This window comes from Stenotrophomonas sp. LARHCG68, from assembly GCF_052871705.1.
In genome coordinates this window covers 299424-319056 of record NZ_JBIXJV010000001.1, presented here as the reverse complement: position 1 = coordinate 319056, position 19633 = coordinate 299424, and the positions used below count along the sequence as shown (strand labels likewise).

Below are 19633 nucleotides of genomic sequence, written 5' to 3'. Positions count from 1 at the left end.
AATGCGCATGGACCGCTGGCGCGGACAATGACGGCCGACGAGGAGGCCGCCATCGCCCGCGACATGACGGTCAAACGCGGGGGAGCGTCAGTTGGGTCGGTTCTCGTACATCCTCAGGAGTCGTTGCTTTGCCAGCAGCTTCTCCCGCTTCATCTGCCCCAGTGTGCCATCGCTGATGGGTAGCACTCCCAGTTCCGCATCCATGCACTTCTTGTTCAGCTTCTTGTGCTGTTGGTAGAGCTGCTTGAACTCGGGGTTGGCCTTCATCAAGGCTTCGATTTCACTCTGCGGCTGCCCTTCAAACATGACTTACCTCCTCATGCAGAAACAAGAACGCCCCGGCCTTGAGGGCACGGGGCGTTGCAGGATGGAGCGCCGGGCCCGCATGCGACGGAACCACCCGGGATCATCCGGTCGACCGACCGGAAGCCTTCGGAACCTGGTTCGCGCCTGGATTGCACCGGCTCGGCCCTCCGCTGTCCGGGTGGCGGAAGTACCACCCGGACAATTGACCCTACGCCTGCAAAAAGGTTCCGGCAAGGGCTCAATCCATGCAGTGGCTGAATCAGCGATTTGACGCACATTCAGCCGGAAGCAGACAACAAAAACCTAACAATCTCAGCCAGTTAGGTTTATCAAGGCGCAACAATGACCTCGGCCGAGCGCGCCCGCGTGGAGGCGGCCTTCCTGCCGGTGACCTGGATGCGGTTGGCGGCCACCCCAGCGGCGACCAGGGCGTCCTTCAGCGCCTGCGCGCGGCGCTGGCCGACCCCGTTGGCGCTGTCGTAGGCCTCGATGGTCACCCGCCCCTTCTTGCCGATGTTCAGGTACTCGGCCAACGCCTTGGCCTGGTTGCCCGCGCCTGCCGACAGCGCAGCCTGGCCGGCGGCGAAAGCGTCGCCGGCGAAGGTGAACACCTCACCGCGGTTGTCGAACTTTGAGCCCGGCAGGCGCTGCCCGGACACCAGCTCGGCCTCCTCACGGGCCAGCTTGGCCGCGTTCTGCTGGGCCGCGCTCAGGCGCTGCTGCTGTCGGCCGGCGACGCTGGTCAGCGCGGTTTCGGCGTCCTGGCGGGCCAGGGTCTCCGCTTCGGCTGCCTGGCGTAGGCGTTCGGCCTCCTCGGCCTGGATCTGGGTCTGCACGCGCAACCGCTCGGCCTCCTGCCGGGCACGCAGCGCATCGCGGCGGCTGGCCTCGATCAGCAGCTCGCTGCGGGTGCGTTCGAGCTCCTCGATCTCACGGCGGGCCAACGCGGTACGCGCGGCCGCCTCGGCGATCGCCACCCGGCGTTCGGCCAGGTAACGGGCGTTGTCCAGGTCCTTGCGCTTGGCCTTGGCCAGCGCGCCGATGGCCTGCTGGGCCTGCAGCTTCTCGTAGGCGGCGACCTCGGCGGTACGCATGTCCGCCTGCAACGCCACCAGCCGCTGGTTCAGCCCGGCCACGGCCGGATCCTCGGCGGCCACGGCCGCCATCGGCAGGGCCAGCAGCCCGACCACCACCAGATTCCTCAGTGCCATCACCGGCCCTCCCCCGTTGCCAGTTGCCGCTGCAGTTGCTCGACCTCGGCCTTGCGCTGGGCCAGCTGGGCCTGCGCGACCGATTCCTCGCTCTGCACCCGGGCCAGGTCGGCGTCGGCGGCGGCACGCTGTGCCAGCGCCGGGGCCTGCTTGCGCTCGCGGCGATCCAGCGCGGCGCGCTGGGCCTGTTCCAGTTGCTGGCGGGCCATGGCCATGGTGTCGGGGGCGTACTGGTCGGCGTCGGCGCGGTCAGCGCGTTCCACCGCCTGCTGCGCGGCCATCAGGTCGGCCGAGGCCGGGTCCTGCGCCAACGCGGCACCGCAGAACAGCGCGGTTGCGCAGGCCGTCACATACAGGATTCGTCTTAAGTGTGCGAAGCTAGCTTTCATTGGGGAGCCGTTGCCGGAGTGACTGAGCGCGGCCATTGTGGTCAAGCCTATGGCGTGCTTGCAACGGCACGCTGCCGTTTGTTGGGGAACTATTGCGCATGGATATCGGCTACTTCCTGAAGCTGATGACCGAAAAGAACGCTTCGGACATGTTTTTGACGACCGGGGCGCCGGTCTACATCAAGATCGAGGGCAAGCTGTATCCGCTGGGGAGCACCGGCCTGCCGCCCGGGATGGTCAAGAAGATCGCCTATTCGCTGATGGACGAGGGCCAGGTCCCCCAGTTCGAGCGCGACCTGGAGCTCAACATGGCCATCGCCCTGGCCGATGCCGGGCGTTTCCGCGTCAACGTGTTCAAGCAGCGCGGCGAGGTCGGCATGGTGATCCGCGCGATCAAGAGCCGCATCCCCAGCATCGAGGAGCTCAACCTGCCGCAGGTGCTCAAGGACGTGATCATGACCCCGCGCGGGCTGGTGCTGGTGGTCGGCTCGACCGGTTCGGGCAAGTCGACCTCGCTGGCCTCGATGATCGACCACCGCAACAGCACCTCCACCGGACACATCCTCACCATCGAGGACCCGATCGAGTTCCTGCACAAGCACAAGCAGTCCATCGTCAACCAGCGTGAAGTGGGCCTGGACACCCATGCCTTCCACAACGCGCTGAAGAACGCGATGCGCGAAGCGCCGGACGTGATCCTGATCGGCGAGATCCTCGACGCCGAGACCATGGAGGCCGCCATCGCCTTCGCCGAGACCGGCCACCTGTGCCTGGCCACGCTGCACTCCAACAACGCCGACCAGACCATCGAGCGCATCCTCAACTTCTTCCCGGAAAGCGCGCACAAGAACGTGCTGATGAACCTGTCGCTGAACCTGCGCGCGGTGATCTCCCAGCGCCTGGTCAAGGGCAAGGACGGCCGTCGCCGGCCGGCCACCGAAGTGCTGATCAACACGCCGATGATCCGCGACCTGCTGCGGCGCGGCGAGGTGCATGCGATCAAGCAGGCCATGGAAGAGTCGCTGGAGGAAGGCATGCAGAGCTTCGACCAGTGCCTGTTCCGCATGGTCAAGGACGGCATCATCGAGCAGGAGGAAGCGCTGCGTGCGGCCGACTCGCGCGATGGCCTGGCCCTGAAGTTCCGCCTGTCCGAGGGCGCCAGCGGCGAGCACGACCCGTATGCGGACTTCAACATGGGCGCGCCGGCGACGATCAGCCACGGCTTCTGAACGTTGGGATGGCTGCCTGGCAAAAGCCCCGCCAAAGCGGGGCTTTTGTTTTGCGGCAGCAACGAGCTTGCCCGCGGGGCCGGTGGACCCCACTCCTGCACCTCGGGCGGTTCTGTGGCTTCGCGGCCGAGGCCGCTCCTATGAGGTCACCAGCCCTCAGATGGCGTCGGGCTGGTTTTCCGGGCGGGCGGCGTCGAAGGCCGGCAGCGCCAGGCAGGCTTCCTCGATGCGGCACAGGGTCGGGTACGGGGCCAGGTCCAGGTGGAAGCGGCGGGCGTTGTACAGCTGCGGGATCAGGCAACAATCGGCCAGGCCCGGCTCGGCGCCATGGCAGAACCGGCCGGTGTCGAACGAACCCACCAGCATCGTCTCCAACGCCCCCAGGCCGGTACGCATCCAGTGCAGCGTCCATTCGTCGCGCTCGGGTTGCGGCACGTTCCACTCGCGGTCGAAGAACTGCATCACCCGCAGGTTGTTGAGCGGATGGATGTCGCAGGCCACCTGCTGGGCAAGGGCACGCACGCGGGCGCGACCACCGGCATCGGCCGGCAACAGCGCCGGCTGCGGATGCACTTCGTCCAGGTACTCCAGGATGGCCATCGACTGGGTCAGCACGCGTTCGCCGTCACGCAACGTCGGCACCAGTTCCTGCGGGTTGAGCGCGGCATAGTCCGGGGCATGCTGCTGCCCGCCGTCGCGCACCAGGTGCACGGGAATCAGCTCGTAGGCCAGCGCCTTGAGGTTCAGGCCGATGCGCACGCGATAGGCGGCGCTCGAGCGCCAGTAACTGTAGAGCTTCAGCCCCGCTTCCATGTCTGTTCCCCCTGTCGCTTGCACACAACATAACCGTTGCGGGTGAGGGACACCTTCACCCGCAATTCGATAGCGGCGGCGATGCCGCCGGATTCAGGGCAGCGGCGCGTGTTCGATGCGCTGTTCGATCGCACCGAAAATGCTGTTGCCGTCACGGTCCAGCATTTCAATGTGGACCACGTCACCAAAACTCATGAACGGCGTGGACGGCTTGCCGTCACGCAGTGCCTCGACCGTGCGCTGTTCGGCGAAGCAGGAGGCGCCCAGCGAGGTGTCCTCGTTGGCGATGGTGCCCGAACCGACGATGGCACCGGCCGACAGCGGACGGGTCTTGGCGGCATGCGCCACCAGCTGGGCGAAGTTGAACTGCATGTCCACGCCGGCTTCCGGCGCACCGAACCACTTGCCGTTGATGTGGGTGACCAGCGGCAGGTGCACCTTGTTGTCCTGCCAGGCCGCACCGAGCTCGTCCGGGGTCACGAACACCGGGCTCAGCGCCGAGCGCGGCTTGGACTGCAGGAAGCCGAAGCCCTTGGCCAGCTCGGCCGGGATCAGGTTGCGCAGGCTGACGTCGTTGACCAGGCCCACCAGCTGGATGTGGCCGGCGGCCTGGGCCGGGGTCACCGCCATCGGCACGTCGTCGGTGATCACCACGATCTCGGCTTCCAGGTCGATGCCGTAGTCCTCGCTGACCACCTTGACCGCGTCGCGCGGGCCGTAGAAGCCGGCGCTGGTGGCCTGGTACATCAGCGGGTCGGTGTAGAACGACTCGGGCACCTCGGCGCCGCGCGCCTTGCGCACCCGCGCCACGTGCGGCAGGTAGGCACTGCCGTCGACGAACTCATAGGCGCGCGGCAGCGGCGCGGCCAGCGCCTGCATGTCCAGGTCGAACGCGCCATCCACGTCGCCGGCATTGAGCTGCTCGGACAGGGCGTTCAGGCGCGGGGCGAGGTTGGACCAGTCCTCCAGCGCCAGCTGCAGGGTGGCGGCAATGCCGGTGGCCCGCACGGCGCGGGTCAGGTCACGCGAAACCACGATCAGGGTGCCGTCGCGGCCGCCTTCCTTCAGGGAACCAAGCTTCATGGGAACGTCCAGTCTGCGGAGTAAACAAGTTTCAATTGTAATGAATATGCCAGCGGCGACCAGCGCCACGAGAATGCTGAACAGGCAATTTTGTGCCGCCGGCGACAATCCCCTAGACTATCGCGGTCTGCCAGCGGCCGTCCGTTTCCCTTGAGGGACCGCCGGCGGTGCAGGATCCCCGGCCCCGCCGGATCCGCCCGCCCGCCCCTACTCCGACGCCTTTCGTCACGCATTCCGGCCTGCGCACCGCGCTGGTCGCGCCAATTTTCTCGCAGCGCGGTTTACGGGAACGCTCCGAGTCAGCCGATCGAATCGATCGGCACCGCCATTCCATTCGGTCTGGCGCGATTTCCATCTGGAGTTCCCAATGTCGTTTGAAAACCTGGGCCTTGCGCCCTTCCTGCTGCGCGCGCTCGCCGAGCAGGGCTACGAAAACCCGACCCCGATCCAGGAGCAGGCGATCCCGCTGGCACTGGACGGGCATGACCTGCTGGCCGGCGCACAGACCGGTACCGGCAAGACCGCCGCGTTCGGCCTGCCGCTGCTGCAGCACCTGGGCACCGCGCCGCAGAGCGTGGGCAACGGCCCGCGCAAGCCGCGCGCACTGATCCTGGCGCCGACCCGCGAGCTGGCCACCCAGGTGCATGACAGCCTGCGTGGCTACAGCAAGTACCTGCGCATCCCCAGCGCCTGCATCTACGGCGGCGTCGGCATGGGCAACCAGCTGGACGTGCTGCGCCGTGGCGTGGACCTGCTGGTGGCCTGCCCGGGCCGCCTGATCGACCACCTGGAGCGTCGCAGCGTCGACCTGTCGGGCATCGAAATCCTGGTGCTGGACGAAGCCGACCGCATGCTCGACATGGGCTTCTTGCCCTCGATCAAGCGCATCCTGGCCAAGCTGCCGCGCCAGAACCGCCAGACCCTGCTGTTCTCGGCCACGTTCGAGGAGAGCATCAAGCAGCTGGCGCTGGAGTTCATGCACAACCCCAAGCAGATCCAGGTGACGCCGCAGAACACCGTGGCCGAGACCATCACCCACCGCGTGCACCCGGTCGACGGCGGCCGCAAGCGCGAGCTGCTGCTGCACCTGCTGGCGCAGGATTCGCGCGTGCAGACGCTGGTGTTCGGCCGTACCAAGCATGGCTGCGACAAGCTGGCCACGTTCCTGGAGAAGTCCGGCATCAAGACCGCCGCCATCCACGGCAACAAGAGCCAGGGCCAGCGCCTGCGTGCGCTGGGTGACTTCAAGGCCGGCCGCGTGACCGTGCTGGTGGCCACCGACATCGCCGCGCGCGGCATCGATATCAACGAGCTGCCCAAGGTCATCAACTACGACCTGCCGATGGTGCCGGAAGACTACGTGCACCGTATCGGCCGCACCGGTCGCAACGGCTCCACCGGCGAGGCGATCTCGCTGGTGGCGCAGGACGAGGCCAAGCTGCTGCGCCAGATCGTGCGCCTGCTCGACCGCGACATGGACATCCGCGACGTGCCCGGCTTCGAGCCGCAGACCCCGATCCGCTGGGGCATCAGTGCACCGGGCAAGGCAGAAGTGCCGGGCGGCCACAAGACCCCGCGCCGTGGCAACGGTGGCCATGGCCAGCGTCGCTCCAACGGCGACGCCCCGCGCGGCGGCCGTGGCGGCCAGGCCAAGCCGGGCGCCCCGCGCGCCGCGGGCAACGGCCAGCGCAATGGCGGCAACGGCCAGCAGCGCCGTGACGGCCACCCGGGTGGCGGCCAGCGTCGTGGCGGCGGTCGTGGCCAGGGCGGTGGGCAGAGCCGTACCAGCGCCTGATCTGCAACAGCGGATCCGAGCTGAACAAAAAAGCCGGCGCATTGCGCCGGCTTTTTTGTTGGTTGGGTTTTGGGGTGATGAGGGCTGCTGGCTGCTGGCTGCTGCCGACCATCCGCTATCTGCTGCCGGCCCTCTCCCCAACCCCTCTCCCGCTGGCGGGAGAGGGACTTTGGTTCTTCGCTGGTGCAGGCGGGAGAACGGCTTCAGGCCTTCTTCGTTATTCCCCGCGCTGGCGTGGCGGGGTCAACTGGTTGGACTGCAACAAGGCATTGAGCAGCAGGCGTTCGGTGCCATGCCAGTACTTGCGGTGCGCCGGGTCATCGGCGAACACCACCACGTTGCCGCTGCCGGTCGGCACCACCTGCAGGTAGCTGGAGCCGGACACGCGCGCGCGGTTGGCATCGGAGAGGTAGCCGTTCACCAGCGGCTCCGGATCGATGTTGACCACGTTGAGGAAAGCGTTCTTCACCGGCTCCAGCACCAGGCCACCTTCCTTGTTCACCCAGATCCTGCGCTGCTGCACGCCAAAGCCCAGCGGATGGGTCGGATCGATGTCGGCACTGAGGATGTTGCCGCTGACCCGGCCCAGCGCGAACACGTCACGCACGGTGCCGAAATCCAGCCGTTCGCCGTCGTCCTTGCCGTCGCCGGCACGCAGCCTGGCTTCCACCAGCCCCTTGTCGATGGCCCAGCGCGCGCCGCTGCCGTAGACCACCAGCGAGCCGCCCGCGCTGATCCAGCGCTTGAGCGCGGCGATGCCGGCCTCGCTGACCGTGGCATAGGTGCCGCCGGACAGCACGATGGAGGTGTAGCGCGACAGGTCCACGCTGGCCAGCTGTGCGGGGTCCAGCTTGGAGGACGGCAGCCCCAGGGCCTGGTCCAGTGCGAACCAGGCCGAACCGATCTCGGTGGGCGACACGCCCTCGCCCATCACCAGCGCGATGCTCGGCGCACGCAACACCCGCACGTTGTCGCTGCCCAGGTCGATGCCGCCGGCGCTACGACCGCTGGCCAGGGCATGCACGGTGACACCGGCGTCCTGTGCGCGCGCCAGCACCCTGGCCCGAAGGGCATCGGCGTCAAGCGTCTGACCGGCGACCGGAATCACCACCGCGCCATGGCTGAAGGCCACTTCGCCCGATGCCGTGACTGCGGTGAACGGCTGGTGCGCGGTGCGCAACCGCACCCCGTCGTGCAGCAACCCACCGATCAGGCGATAGCTGGCGAAATCCCGTGCATCGGCAACGTAGGCAAAGCCGGCACGGCCGCCACTGATGCCCCCCTGCGCCTGCGGAACGCCATCCACCACTGCACCGGCCGGCAAGGCACCGCGGCTGGCCGCGTAGCGCAGCCCGTAGGCTGCGGCCACGGCGTAGGAGGTTCCGCTATAGAACACGTCGCCCTTCACCGGCGGCGTGAACTCGAAGATCGCATGGGCCAGCCGGAACTGCGGCTGTCGCGCCGGCACCACGTAGGCCGAACCGACCTGGAAACGCTTGCCATCGACCTCGACATCGCGGGCCAGCGCGTGCACCTGGATGCGATGCTGGAGCAGCACGGCCAGCAAGCGGTGGGTGAGCGTGGGGTCGGCGGCATCACCGAACACCCAGTCCCGCACCGGGTAGGCCGCCGCCTGCGTCAAGGCGCTGCGGAAGAAATCCTTCTGCAAGGCGAGCAGACGCACCCGGTCCTCGACCGCCCCGCGCACACTGGCCAACCCGGTCGCGACCTGGTTGCGGATGGTGAAGTTGAAATGCAGCGGGCCGTTGACCGACTCCTGCACCAACCCGCGCGAGCTGGCCTGCTCCACGGTGACGCCGACGCCGCCGTGGAAGTCCGGATAGGTGGAGCCGTAGATCGGCGAGAAGTTGTCGAAGTTCTCGCCGGTGTAGTACAGCGAACCCAACGCATCGAGCGCCTGCGCATGGAAGCGCGCCAGCCAGTGGTTGGCCGCGTACGAGGACTTCGGCAGCAGCGGGCTTTCCATGCTCTTCGGCGAGGGCTCGAAGTAGTAGGTGCTGTCCTTGCCCATCTCGTGGAAGTCGATCTGGATGTTCGGGTACCAGCGATGGAACTGCGCGACCTTGGGCCAGCTGTCGGCCTGTGCCAGGGCCAGCCAGTCGCGGTTGAGGTCGGTGAAGTAGTGGTTGACGCGGCCACTGGGGAACGGTTCGACGTGCTCCTTGTCGGCCGGGTCGGCCGACGGCGGGCGCGACCCCCAGGCGTTGTGCCAGTTGGCGGCGCGGTCGCGCCCATCGGGGTTCTGCGCCGGATCGATCACCACCACCGCCTCGTCCAGCCAGCGCGCGGTTTCCGCGTCCTGGTTGGCGGCCAGATAGTACGCCGTGAGCAGGGCCGCTTCGGCGCTGGAGGTCTCGTTGCCATGCACGCTGTAGCCCAGCCAGACCACCGCTGGCGCGTCGGCGCCCGGGGCCGATTGCGCCGGGTCCACCTGCGCCTGCCGCTGCGCCAGGATCTGCGCGCGGCGCGCATGGTTGCGCGGCGAAGTGATGGTCACCAGCAACAGCGGGCGATGTTCGTAGCTCTGGCCGATGACCTCGACGGTGACCCGGTCCGAAACACGCGCCAGTTCGTTGAAGTACGCCACCAGCTGATCGTGGCGGGTGTACTGGCTGCCGATGTCGTAACCGAGGAACTGCTGCGGCGAGGGCACCTTCGCATCGAACTGCTGCGCGGCTGGAAAGTAGTAGCTGGATTGGGCGAAGGCCGGTGTTGCGCTGACAACTGCCGCGAGCAACAGGACCAGGACAAGGCGGAATGACATGGGCGACGGATTCCCCGGTTGTTTGGCACGGATCACGAACGGTGCCGGCTGTTCACTTCTCCCACGCATGGGAGAAGGTGCCCCGCAGGGGCGGATGAAGGCGCTTCGGGCATTGGGTTGTGGCGCCGAGCCGAGCCACGCTGGCCCCTCGTTCTGCCCTCACCCCAACCCCTCTCCCGCATGCGGGAGAGGGGCTTGAGTCAATGCGCCAGGCGCCTGCATGCGAGAAAGGCATGAGTCAATGCGTGACGCTCCCTCTCCCGCATGCGGGAGAGGGCCCACGGTCAGAAGCGGTAGTCGAAGCCCACCGTGTAGTAGCGGCCGCGCAGGTCGTACTGGCTGAAGTCGTACGGTGCGCGCACGCCCGGGAAGGTCGCATCATGGGGCGGCTGACGGTCACCGATGTTCTGCACCTTGGCGTAGACGGTGAGTTTGTCGATGCCGGTGTAGCCCAGGTACAGGTCGAACTGGCTGTAGCTGGCCACCTCCTTCTGCACCGCCTTGGCCGCGGCGCTGCCTTCCTGGTCGTAGCCGCTGGTGTAGTACCAGGTCAGCGCGGTGCGCCAGTCGCCCAGCGCCCAGTCCAGCGTGGTGGTGGCCTTGGTATCGGGCAGGGACGGGCCGAGGTTGGAGCCGGCGTAGTCCACCAGCGGGCCGCCGGTGACCTGCGGGCGCTTGTAGTCGATGACATAGGTCAGCGCCGAGGACAGGCCGAACGTACCCAGGCGCGCGGTGGACCAGCCCTGGCGCAGTTCCACGTCGATGCCGGAGGTCTCCAGCTCGCTCAGGTTCTGGTAGCGGTTGTAGACGGCCAGCAGCTTGCCGCGCGCATCACGCAGCACGTTGGCCGGGTTGTTCTCGGCCACCAGCGTGGTGGTGTTGCCGCTGCCGATCAGGTTGTCCAGCTTGATGCGGTAGTAGTCCACGCTCAGGCTGGTGCGCTGCCACGGCGAGAGCACGATGCCGGCGTTGAAGCTGCGCGTGCGCTCCGGGTCCAGGTTGTTGTTGCCGACGGTGAAGAAGGTCGGGTTCTGCCGCGAACCGGCCACGTCCGGATCGTGCGGATCGACCACCGAGCCGTAGGCGATGCTGGTGGAGGCCGAGTTCTCCGACAGCGACGGTGCGCGGAAACCGCGCGAGGCCGCGGCGCGGACCAGCAGCCAGTCCAGCGGCTGCCAGCGCAGCCCCAGCTTGGGCGAGAACGCATTGCCGAAGTCGCTGTAGTGGTCCGCGCGCGCGGCGGCCTGCAATTCCAGCGTACTGTGCAGCGGCACGTTCAGTTCGGCGTAGGCGGCGCTGACCTTGCGCTCGCCGTGCACCTCGGCAATGGCCGGACGCACCTGCAGGCCGGCATCGATCTGCCAGGGGTTGTCGGAGTCCAGCGTTTCCTGGCGCCATTCGGCGCCGGCGGCGAAGCCGATGGTGCCGGCCCAGGTCGAGCCCAGCATGCCGGAGACCTTGGCATCCAGGCCCTTGAGCACCGAATCGGCCGGGCGCAGCGTGCTCAGGCCGATGGCCTTGAGCACGGCCGGGTCGGTCGCCGACGGGTTGAGCAGGTTGTAGCTGCCCGACGCGAGCGCGTCGTAAAGTGCCCAGCGGTTGGCGAAGCCGCCGGAGACGGTTTCACGCTCCTTGCTCGCGGCCTGGAATGCTCCCACTTCCCAATCCCACTTCTCGCCGCTGCCACGCAGGCCAACCACGCCGCGATAGGCCTGCGAACGATTGGTCTTGAGGGTGCCACCGAGGTTGAAGAACGTGTATTCGATCGGCACGTCCACGCCGTACGGGTTGTACGGGTTGCCGGCGGGCAGGGTCGAACGCACCGGCTCGGCCAGCCCGGTGTCGGCGTTGAGCGCGAAGCGCCCGCTTTCCAGGGTGAAGAACGGGCTGGAGCCGAACCAGGACACGCCCTTGATGTCGCTGTAGATCACTTCGGCGAACGCATCGACCGACTCATTCAGGCGCAGCGTGCCGTTGACGTAGGCCTGCCAGCGCTTGGTAGACGGGATCAGCGTGGTGTATGGCGCCTGGTTGAACGCGCAGGTATTGCCGGCCAGGCCGTCGATCGGTGCACTGGCGGTGAGCACCGTGCCTTCCGGGCAGTTGCCGCCGGCATCGAGCATCGGCACCGACTTGCCGTTGACCAGGTAGCGCGCGCCCTTGGCCGACCAGCCGTTCCAGCGGCCGCCGGCGAGGTCGGTGTAGATGCCCGAACGGGTCAGCGCACGCTGGTCCTGGTCCAGGCGGTCGCGGTTGTAGCCTTCCAGCGAGACCAGGATGTTGTAGCCGTCCGTGTCCAGGTCACCGATGCCACCGATGAACTTGACGTTCTGCTGGTCCAGGCCGCCGGCGTCGGAGGTGCCGCCGCTGACGCCCAGCTCGGCGCCCTCGAAGCCCTGCCGGGTGATGATGTTGACCACGCCGGCCACCGCATCGGAACCGTACACGGCCGAGGCGCCGTCCTTGAGCACTTCGATGCGCTCCACCGCCACCAGCGGCAACGCGTTGAGGTTGACGAAGGTGTCGGACAGGCCACCGGACGGGAAGCCATAGTTGGCCAGGCGGCGGCCGTTGAGCAGCACCAGCGTGTTCTTCTGCGACAGGCCACGCAGGCCGATGCCGGCCGAGCCCGAGGCCCAGCCGCTGTTGCTGGTTTCGTTGGCGGCGTTGCCGGTGTTGGCGGAGATGGAGCGCAGCAGGTCGGCGACGGTGGCCTTGCCGGATTCCTCCAGCTGCTGGCGTTCGATCACCTGCACCGGGTTGGCGGTCTCGGTGTCGCTGCGCTTGATGTTGGAGCCGGTGACCCGCACCGCCTCCAGCGTCTTGCTGTCGTTGGCGGCCTCGGCGAAGGCGTGGGGGGAGAGCGCCGCGGCGGCAGCCGCGACGGCGATGGCAAGCAGGGAACGATTGGGCATGAGCTCGGGGGGAGGAAGCGAAAATTGCCCGGCAAGTAGGACATGCGCGGTAAATGTCCGGCCAATAACCTCCGCTCATCCACACATGACGAAAAGTTACATCTCTTCATCAAGATGGATGAATATATGAAAACCTGCGTCCGCGGCCCGCATCGGACCGGCCGGCACGTGGCCTGTCAGCGCCCTACAATTGCGCGCATGGATATTTTCAAGGTTTTCACCCTCGAAGCCGCACACCGGCTGCCCAACGTGCCGCCGGGCCACAAGTGCGCACGCCTGCACGGCCACTCGTTCCGCGTGGAACTGCGGGTCAGCGGCGAACCGGGCGCCGACACCGGCTGGATCATGGACTTCAGTGACCTGAAGGCCGTTTTCCAGCCGCTGTATGACCAGTTGGACCATCACTACCTCAACGACATCCCCGGCCTGGAGAACCCGACCAGCGAGCGCCTGGCCATGTGGATCTGGGAACGCTTGAAGCCTTCGCTGCCGCTGCTCAGTGAAGTGGTGGTGCATGAGACCTGCACCTCCGGCTGCAGCTATCGCGGCAGCTGAAGGGCGCCAGCCCTGCCGTAGGCGCGGCCTCGGCCGCGAAGCCAGTACAGGCACCGGCCCGCCCACTTGCATCGGCGGCGCATCACTGCCGACATCCGGCATCACGCCGAGCACTCCTCATCCCTCCCCTCCGCCTGCAGCGAAAGGGCGGGGAAATGGCGTGCAAAACTGAATGGGTCAGAAAAATCCGTCCCGCGGTGTTGCACTGCGCAAAATCCGCGCTATGCTGCAACGCAACAAAGGCCCTCCCGAACGCCGTGATGTCCGCCCAGTTCAACGATTTCAGCAGCTACACCCAGCAGCTCGCCGCCGCGGCCAACCGCGCGAACCGGCTGACGCTGGAGAATGCCGAAAGCGTGTTCGGGGTGCAGCTGCGCACCCTGGAACGGAACACCAATGCCACCGCGGGCTTCTTCGGTGAGCTGGCCCAGGCCGGCGCCCAGGTCGACCTGCAGGCGTTGCTGCCCAAGGGCATGCAGTTGGCACGTGACAACTTCGAGCGCCTTGCCTCGGCCGGACAGGAAGTGATCGGCCTGAACCTGAAGACCAGCGAGGCGCTGGGTGCACTGGCCAGCCAGCCGTTCACCGCCACGCCCAAGGCCAGCGGCAAGACGCGCTGAACCTGCAACCGAATTTGCGCGGTCCCCTCCCCCGCGCAATCCCAGACCCGTCAGCATCCCCTCCCGCTGACGGGTCTTTTTTTGCCCGTCCGTTGCCGCCACCGGCCTGCCTTGCAGGAGGCAGTGACGCGCGGGCGGCGCGGCAATGCGCCTGCGGTGGCAAAATCACCGGTCCCGTCGCGGTTAGACTCTCACGATGTTCAGCACCAATACGCTTACCGGCGGCAAGCCGGAACAGTACGCCCAGCTGCTGGCCCAGGCCCGCGCCCTGGTACACGGCGAAACCGACCGGATCGCCAACGCGGCCAACCTGTCGGCGCTGGTCTACCACGCACTGCCGCAGTTGAACTGGGTGGGTTTCTACTTCTACGACGGCACCGAACTGGTGGTTGGGCCATTCCAGGGCCTGCCGGCCTGCGTGCGCATCCCGCTGCACAAGGGCGTGTGCGGCGCGGCGGCCAGCACCCGCCAGACCCAGCGCATCGAGGACGTGGATGCGTTCCCGGGCCATATCGCCTGCGACTCGGCCTCGCGTTCGGAACTGGTCGTGCCGCTGGTACGCGATGGCGAACTGGTCGGCGTGTTCGACATCGACAGCCCAGTGCTGGCGCGCTTCGATGGCGATGACCAGCTCGGGCTGGAAGCCATCGCGCAGGTTTTCGTCGAGGCGCTGCGGTGAGCACCACCAAGCTGCGCAACATCGGCCCGAAGAGCGCGGCCTGGTTGCGCCAGGTCGGCCTGCGCACCGAACAGGACATCGCCGCGGTCGGTGCGGTGGGCGCCTTCATGAAGGTGCGCCGGGCCGGCTTCAAGCCCAGCCTCAACCTGCTGTATTCGCTGGAGGGCGCGCTGGTGGGTTGCCACTGGCAGGAGGTACCCGAGGCACGCCGGCAACAACTGGTCTGCGAGTACGAAGCGGTGGCCGGCGAGCTGACCACGCTGCGCGCCGCGCAGGTGGCCGGCCCCGTGCACGAGACGCGCATGCAGCCGGAGGACGAGCCCGAGGAAACCGGCGAGATCCGCTTCGGCGAGGAGTGAGCCACGCTTGTATGCAGGAGCGGCCAAGGCCGCTCCTGCGACACCGTGTGTTGTCAGGACACGCCTGCCGCTACCACCAGCACCGCCAGCAGCATCGTTTCGGTGACCTCGACGCTGGCGCCCAGACAATCGCCGGAAATGCCCCCCAGCCGGCGACGCCAGTACAACGCCACCAGTGGCACCAGCAGCAGGGCGACCAGCAACGGCCAGGCGACGATCGCGGTGATCACCGCCAGCAGCACCGCCCACAGCCACATCGAACGCAGGCTCAGCTGCCATGAAAACCGCTCGGCCATGCCGGCGCCATGCAGCGAGGGCAACCGCCGGCTCCACCACAAGGTGCCCCAGCGGGCCCAGACCGGCACCAGCACGATGCCGTACCACAGCGGGCTGACCGCCAGTTCGGTCAGCAGCACGAACTTGAGCAGCAGCTGCATCACCAGCGTGACCACGCCGAACACGCCCATGTGCGGGTCCTTGAGGACCTCGAGGAAACGCTGCGGATCGCGATGCGATGCGCCGAAGGCGTCGGCCACGTCGCCCAACCCGTCCAGGTGCAGCGCGCCGGTCACCCACACCCAGACCAGCAGGGTCAGCACCCCGGCCAGCCACGGACGGTCGGCGAAGCCGTACAGCGGCAGCGCGAGCAGGACGCCGATGATCGCTCCCACCAACGGGTAGTACACCGCCGAACGGCTCAGGTCCTCCTGGCGGAAGTCCCGTACCTGCGGCGTCGGCAGCCGGGTCAGGAACTGGATGGCGAGGACCAGCCGGCGCATGCTCATGCCTGCCGCAACTCCAGCAGTTCGCCCCACAGGCGGCCATCGTCGCCGCGCTCCACGCGCAGGCGCACGCGGGTGCCATAGTCGATGCGCATCGCCCACAACACCGACAACGGCATGCCGCACACGCGCGATACCGCCAGCCGCAGCACGCCGGCATGGCTGACCACCAGCACCGGCTGGCCGTCACCGTCGTCCTCGTCCACCAGGCGATGCAGCTGCTCCTCCACGCGCGCCTGGAACTGCGGCCACGACTCGCCATTGGGCGGCACCGTGTCGTGCGGTTCCTCGTAGAACGCGGCCAGCTGCTCGGCGGGCAGTTGGTCGAAGTGCAGGCCGTCCCAGTCACCGAAATCCAGTTCGGCCCAGTCCGGGTGGATCTCGCAGAACTGGTTGCTGCCGGCCACCAATGCATGCGCGGTGTCCAGCGCGCGTCGGCGCGGCGAGCTGATCACCCGGCTCCAGCCGATGCCGGCATGGCTGCGGTACAGCGCATCCATCGCGCCGTCGACCAAAGGCGGGTCGCTCCGGCCGTCCAGGTGGCCGGAGCGGCCGGTGGAGGCATGTCGCATCAGGTCCAGGATCATGGCGTGCCCTCCCGATCGGCGACCGCCGCTTCGGCAAAGGTGGCCATGCCGTTGTGCAGCGCGCACGCCATGCGCACCAGCGGCAACGCAAGCGCCGCACCGGAGCCCTCGCCCAGCCGCAGGTCCAGCGACAGCAGCGGCTGTGCCTGCAGTGCGTCCAGCAGGTGCAGGTGGCCACGCTCGGCCGACTGGTGCGAGAACAGCAGCCACGGGCGCACGCCCGGATTGATGCGTACCGCGGCCAGCGCCGCCGCCGAAACGATGAAGCCATCCACCAGTACCGGCACCCTGCGCTGCGCGGCGTGGATCATCGCCGCGCTGATCGCGGCGATCTCCAGCCCACCCACGCGCTGCAGGGCTTCCATCCCGGGCGATGCCGCAGCGTTGATCGCCTCGCCGTGCAGGGCCAGCGCGCGGGCGATGATGTTCTTCTTCTGCACCATGCGCACCGCGTCCAAGCCGGTGCCGGCACCGACCAGGTCTTCCAGCGGCAGCGGCCCCAGCGCGGCGGCCAGCGCACTGGCGGCGGTGGTGTTGCCGATGCCCATCTCGCCGAACACCAACAGGTCGGCACCGTCGGCACAGGCCGCATCCACCGCACGGCGGCCGGCGTCGAACACCGCGTGCAGATCCGCCGCGGACATCGCCGCCCCGACGCTGAAGTCGTCCGTGCCCGGTCGGGGCTTGTCGCTGACCACGCCGGCGATCGGCTGCGTGGCGCGGCTGCCCACGTCCCACACGTGCAACGGCAGGCCCAGCTCACGCGCCAGCACCGCGATGGCGGCACCGCCGGCGGCGAAGTTGTGCAGCATCTGCACGGTGACTTCGGCCGGATAGGCCGAGACGCCCTGCGCGGCCACGCCGTGGTCGCCGGCGAACACCAGCACCGGTACCCGCCGGGCCTGTGGTTGCGGCGTGCCCTGCAGCGCCGCCAGTTCGATGGCCAAGGCTTCCAGCCGGCCCAGCGCGCCTTCCGGCTTGGTCAGCTGGCGCTGGCGGACGATGGCCTGCTGCCGGTGCTCCTGCGAAGGCAGCCCGCAGGCCTGCCCGAACCATGTTTCTGTCACGAGTGTTCCGATACTGCCAAGGCAATCGGGCATTTTAGCCGCCGCCACGGGATTGCGGACCGCCACGCCAGGGAACCCCGGGACACCGCGCATCAGGGCGTGATGTGCATTCACGGGCACCGTCAGGGCCAATGGCATAGAATGCGCGCACTTTCGGGTGACCCACCGGCCATGCTGGCGGGTTGAAACGGGAAGCCGGTGCCGCGCACGGCTGGATATCCAGCCTGTCGCCATTCCGGCGCTGCCCCCGCAACGGTAAGCAGGACAAGGCCAGGCAACACCGCCACTGTGCAAGGCACGGGAAGGCGCCTGGTCGGAAGCAGCCATGCTGCTTCGCCTGCGAGTCCGGAGACCGGCCCGAAAGCCGACTGGTTGCGATGCGGAGGGCATGGCGGCGGCTGCGGCGCCGTGTGCGCGCCTGCTTCCGTCCCTTCCCTCTCCTGGCAGCCCCACCCGTTTGTCTGCGCGGGAGCGCGCAGGCCCAGGAGCAAGCATGAAACTGCATTACCACACCCTCTCCCTCGCCGTGCTGATGGCGCTGCCGGCCGTTGCCGCCGCGCAGTCCAGGACCACCGACCTGGACGACGTCACCGTCACCGCCACCCGTACCCCGGTTGCCGTCGAGGCCAGCGTGGTCCCGGTGCAGCTGATCGACCGCGACCAGATCGACCGCAGCCAGGCCAACTCGGTGCTGGAGCTGCTGCGCGGCCGCGCCGGCCTGGACTTCGCCAACCAGGGCGGCACCGGCAAGATCACCTCGCTGTTCCTGCGTGGCACCAACTCCAACCAGGTGCTGGTGCTGGTGGATGGCGTGCGCGTGGGCTCGGCCACCAGCGGCATGGCCGCACTGCAGGACCTGCCGGTGGACCAGATCGAGCGCGTTGAAATCGTGCGCGGCCCGCGTTCGAGCCTGTACGGCTCCGAGGCCATCGGCGGCGTGATCCAGATCTTCACCCGCACCGCCGGCCAGGGCCTGCAGCAGAACCTGTCCATCACCGCCGGCAGCAACAACCTGCGCCAGGCCAGCGCCGGCTTCAGCAACCGTGGCGAGCGCGGCTGGATCTCGGCCCAGGGCGGCTACCAGAAGACCGATGGCATCAATGCCTGCCGCGGCACCGCCGCTGGCTGGGGCGCTGGCTGCTTCGCCGATGAGCCGGACCGCGACGGCTACCGCAACACCTCCATCAACGTGCGCGGCGGCTATGCGCTGACCGACACGCTGAGCCTGGAAGGCCACGTGCTCAACGCCGACAGCTTCAACGAATACGACGGCAGCATCTTCGGCGGCAACGAGGCCGACAACCGCCAGCAGGTCTACGGCGGCAAGCTGGCATGGGCCGCGTCCGATGCGTTCCAGCTGACCGCACAGGTCGGCCGCAACCGCGACCAGGCCGATAACTACTTCGCCGCCAACGGCAGCCGCACCTTCGCCAGCAATTTCGACACCCGTCGCGACACCGCCAGCGTGCAGGGCGACTTCCAGTTCGCCGAAGGCCAGCAGCTGACCGCCGGTGCCGATTGGCAGAACGACAAGGTCACCAGCTCCACCGCCTACGACATCGGGGACCGCGACAACCTCGGCGTGTTCGTCGAGTACCAGGGCCAGTTCGGCGCGCACTCGCTGCAGGCCAGCGTGCGCAATGACGACAACGAGCAGTTCGGCAACCACACCACCGGCAGCCTGGGTTACGGCTTCGCCTTCGGCAACGGCTTCCGCCTGACCGCCAGCGCCGGCACCGGCTTCAAGGCACCGACCTTCAATGACCTGTACTACCCGGGCTTCAGCAACCCGGACCTGAAGCCGGAAGAGTCCAAGAGCCTGAACATCGGCATCGCGCAGTACGCCGACAACTGGAACTGGACCTTGAACGCGTACGAAACCCGCGTGGACCAGCTGATCGGCTACGACAGCAGCTTCAACATCGTCAACGTCGCCGAGGCCCGCATCCGCGGCGCCGAGCTGACCGGCTACCTGTCGCTGGCCGGTTTCGACATCAACGCCCAGGCCAGCTTCACCGACCCGCGCGACCACACCTCCGGCGCGGCCACCTACGACAACCTGCTGGCCCGCCGCGCGCGCACCAGCGGTCGCCTGGACGTGGACAAGAGCTTCGGCCCGGTGCGCCTGGGCGTGACCGCGGCCGGCAGCGGCCACCGCTTCGACAACGCCGCCAACACGGTGCGTCTGGCCGGTTATGGCACCGTGGATGTGCGCGCTGAGTACGCCATCAACGATGCATGGAGTGTCCAGGCCAAGGCCGCCAACGTGTTCGACCGCGCGTACGAAACCGTTGCCTGGTACAACCAGCCGGGCCGCGAGTACCAGCTGACGCTGCGTTACCGCTCCAAGTAATCACCAGGTAACGAGCAATGAAGAATGCCCCGGTTCGCCGGGGCATTCTTTTGGGTGTTATGGAGCAGGGCCGTGCTCCGCGGAGGCGTTACCGGCAAAGTCCCC

At 67.7% G+C, this 19633-nt stretch carries 17 protein-coding genes and 1 riboswitch; of the genes, 7 read left to right on the top strand and 10 right to left on the bottom strand.

The window, feature by feature from the left end; genetic code table 11:
• Nucleotides 1–87: 87 nt before the first annotated feature.
• The 3 genes from ACIPR8_RS01375 to ACIPR8_RS01365 form a co-directional block, all read right to left on the bottom strand.
• On the bottom strand, nt 88–306 hold the full coding sequence (locus ACIPR8_RS01375) for a YdcH family protein (protein WP_132865713.1): 219 nt from the start codon (nt 304–306) through the stop codon (nt 88–90).
• Nucleotides 307–635: 329 nt separating this feature from the next.
• Nucleotides 636–1517 carry an OmpA family protein gene (locus ACIPR8_RS01370; RefSeq protein WP_132865714.1) on the bottom strand — a complete coding sequence of 294 codons (882 nt, stop codon included), beginning with the start codon at nt 1515–1517 and terminating at the stop codon, nt 636–638.
• Nucleotides 1517–1906 (bottom strand): DUF4398 domain-containing protein, encoded by a 390-nt coding sequence (locus ACIPR8_RS01365; RefSeq protein ID WP_446539928.1) that lies wholly within the window; start codon nt 1904–1906, stop codon nt 1517–1519. The genes ACIPR8_RS01370 and ACIPR8_RS01365 overlap by 1 nt, the downstream gene beginning before the upstream one ends.
• A 98-nt stretch (nt 1907–2004) precedes the next feature.
• On the opposite strand from ACIPR8_RS01365, the gene ACIPR8_RS01360 reads away from it, so the two are divergent.
• Nucleotides 2005–3135, top strand: coding sequence for a PilT/PilU family type 4a pilus ATPase (locus ACIPR8_RS01360; protein WP_132865716.1), 1131 nt, complete (start codon nt 2005–2007; stop codon nt 3133–3135).
• Nucleotides 3136–3291: 156 nt separating this feature from the next.
• Here ACIPR8_RS01360 and maiA read toward each other — a convergent pair whose 3' ends face one another.
• Both maiA and ACIPR8_RS01350 read right to left on the bottom strand, forming a co-directional pair.
• Nucleotides 3292–3948: a maleylacetoacetate isomerase gene (gene maiA, locus ACIPR8_RS01355; RefSeq protein WP_132865717.1), complete on the bottom strand. Its 657-nt coding sequence runs from the start codon at nt 3946–3948 to the stop codon at nt 3292–3294.
• A gap of 93 nt (nt 3949–4041) precedes the next feature.
• Nucleotides 4042–5031, bottom strand: coding sequence for a fumarylacetoacetate hydrolase family protein (locus ACIPR8_RS01350; protein ID WP_446539927.1), 990 nt, complete (start codon nt 5029–5031; stop codon nt 4042–4044).
• Between the two features lie 367 nt (nt 5032–5398).
• Between ACIPR8_RS01350 and ACIPR8_RS01345 the strand changes: the two genes are divergently transcribed.
• Entirely contained in the window at nt 5399–6826 is a 1428-nt protein-coding gene (locus ACIPR8_RS01345) for a DEAD/DEAH box helicase (protein WP_192287715.1), read from the top strand.
• A 217-nt stretch (nt 6827–7043) separates the two neighbouring features.
• Here ACIPR8_RS01345 and ACIPR8_RS01340 read toward each other — a convergent pair whose 3' ends face one another.
• Nucleotides 7044–9611, bottom strand: a complete 2568-nt coding sequence (locus ACIPR8_RS01340) for a M14 family zinc carboxypeptidase (RefSeq protein ID WP_446539926.1) — start codon at nt 9609–9611, stop codon at nt 7044–7046.
• Nucleotides 9612–9895: 284 nt separating this feature from the next.
• On the bottom strand, nt 9896–12526 hold the full coding sequence (locus tag ACIPR8_RS01335) for a TonB-dependent receptor plug domain-containing protein (RefSeq protein ID WP_446539925.1): 2631 nt from the start codon (nt 12524–12526) through the stop codon (nt 9896–9898).
• Between the two features lie 198 nt (nt 12527–12724).
• Between ACIPR8_RS01335 and queD the strand changes: the two genes are divergently transcribed.
• From queD to ACIPR8_RS01315, 4 genes are all read left to right on the top strand, one after another.
• Nucleotides 12725–13081, top strand: coding sequence for a 6-carboxytetrahydropterin synthase QueD (gene queD / locus ACIPR8_RS01330; protein ID WP_446539924.1), 357 nt, complete (start codon nt 12725–12727; stop codon nt 13079–13081).
• 260 nt (nt 13082–13341) lie between these two features.
• Entirely contained in the window at nt 13342–13701 is a 360-nt protein-coding gene (locus ACIPR8_RS01325; RefSeq protein WP_446539923.1) for a phasin family protein, read from the top strand.
• Nucleotides 13702–13897: 196 nt separating this feature from the next.
• On the top strand, nt 13898–14380 hold the full coding sequence (locus ACIPR8_RS01320) for a GAF domain-containing protein (protein ID WP_446539922.1): 483 nt from the start codon (nt 13898–13900) through the stop codon (nt 14378–14380).
• Nucleotides 14377–14739 (top strand): TfoX/Sxy family protein, encoded by a 363-nt coding sequence (locus tag ACIPR8_RS01315; protein WP_132865725.1) that lies wholly within the window; start codon nt 14377–14379, stop codon nt 14737–14739. Before ACIPR8_RS01320 ends, ACIPR8_RS01315 begins: the two co-directional genes overlap by 4 nt.
• 53 nt (nt 14740–14792) lie before the next feature.
• On the opposite strand, the gene cobS is transcribed toward ACIPR8_RS01315, so the two are convergent.
• The 3 genes from cobS to cobT are packed head-to-tail and all read right to left on the bottom strand — an operon-like array spanning nt 14793 to nt 17175.
• Nucleotides 14793–15524 (bottom strand): adenosylcobinamide-GDP ribazoletransferase, encoded by a 732-nt coding sequence (gene cobS / locus ACIPR8_RS01310; RefSeq protein WP_313252282.1) that lies wholly within the window; start codon nt 15522–15524, stop codon nt 14793–14795.
• Nucleotides 15521–16108, bottom strand: coding sequence for a histidine phosphatase family protein (locus tag ACIPR8_RS01305; protein WP_446539921.1), 588 nt, complete (start codon nt 16106–16108; stop codon nt 15521–15523). The genes cobS and ACIPR8_RS01305 overlap by 4 nt, the downstream gene beginning before the upstream one ends.
• On the bottom strand, nt 16105–17175 hold the full coding sequence (cobT, locus tag ACIPR8_RS01300; RefSeq protein WP_446539920.1) for a nicotinate-nucleotide--dimethylbenzimidazole phosphoribosyltransferase: 1071 nt from the start codon (nt 17173–17175) through the stop codon (nt 16105–16107). The genes ACIPR8_RS01305 and cobT overlap by 4 nt, the downstream gene beginning before the upstream one ends.
• Before the next feature lie 138 nt (nt 17176–17313).
• A riboswitch (cobalamin riboswitch) is annotated at nt 17314–17550 on the top strand.
• Between the two features lie 118 nt (nt 17551–17668).
• Between cobT and btuB the strand changes: the two genes are divergently transcribed.
• A complete protein-coding gene (gene btuB, locus ACIPR8_RS01295; protein WP_192287723.1) occupies nt 17669–19528 on the top strand; it encodes a TonB-dependent vitamin B12 receptor in 1860 nt (619 codons plus the stop codon).
• Nucleotides 19529–19633 lie beyond the last annotated feature (105 nt).

Bases quoted from the DNA above. Each gene is read 5' to 3' on its own strand.
- ACIPR8_RS01325 (WP_446539923.1), top strand. From the start codon at position 13,342: ATGTCCGCCCAGTTCAACGATTTCAGCAGCTACACCCAGCAGCTCGCC.
- btuB (WP_192287723.1), top strand. From the start codon at position 17,669: ATGAAACTGCATTACCACACCCTCTCCCTCGCCGTGCTGATGGCGCTG.
- cobS (WP_313252282.1), bottom strand. From the start codon at position 15,524: ATGAGCATGCGCCGGCTGGTCCTCGCCATCCAGTTCCTGACCCGGCTG.
- ACIPR8_RS01340 (WP_446539926.1), bottom strand. From the start codon at position 9,611: ATGTCATTCCGCCTTGTCCTGGTCCTGTTGCTCGCGGCAGTTGTCAGC.
- ACIPR8_RS01365 (WP_446539928.1), bottom strand. From the start codon at position 1,906: ATGAAAGCTAGCTTCGCACACTTAAGACGAATCCTGTATGTGACGGCC.
- ACIPR8_RS01305 (WP_446539921.1), bottom strand. From the start codon at position 16,108: ATGATCCTGGACCTGATGCGACATGCCTCCACCGGCCGCTCCGGCCAC.
- ACIPR8_RS01375 (WP_132865713.1), bottom strand. From the start codon at position 306: ATGTTTGAAGGGCAGCCGCAGAGTGAAATCGAAGCCTTGATGAAGGCC.
- ACIPR8_RS01350 (WP_446539927.1), bottom strand. From the start codon at position 5,031: ATGAAGCTTGGTTCCCTGAAGGAAGGCGGCCGCGACGGCACCCTGATC.
- maiA (WP_132865717.1), bottom strand. From the start codon at position 3,948: ATGGAAGCGGGGCTGAAGCTCTACAGTTACTGGCGCTCGAGCGCCGCC.
- queD (WP_446539924.1), top strand. From the start codon at position 12,725: ATGGATATTTTCAAGGTTTTCACCCTCGAAGCCGCACACCGGCTGCCC.
- ACIPR8_RS01345 (WP_192287715.1), top strand. From the start codon at position 5,399: ATGTCGTTTGAAAACCTGGGCCTTGCGCCCTTCCTGCTGCGCGCGCTC.
- ACIPR8_RS01370 (WP_132865714.1), bottom strand. From the start codon at position 1,517: ATGGCACTGAGGAATCTGGTGGTGGTCGGGCTGCTGGCCCTGCCGATG.
- ACIPR8_RS01320 (WP_446539922.1), top strand. From the start codon at position 13,898: ATGTTCAGCACCAATACGCTTACCGGCGGCAAGCCGGAACAGTACGCC.
- ACIPR8_RS01360 (WP_132865716.1), top strand. From the start codon at position 2,005: ATGGATATCGGCTACTTCCTGAAGCTGATGACCGAAAAGAACGCTTCG.
- ACIPR8_RS01335 (WP_446539925.1), bottom strand. From the start codon at position 12,526: ATGCCCAATCGTTCCCTGCTTGCCATCGCCGTCGCGGCTGCCGCCGCG.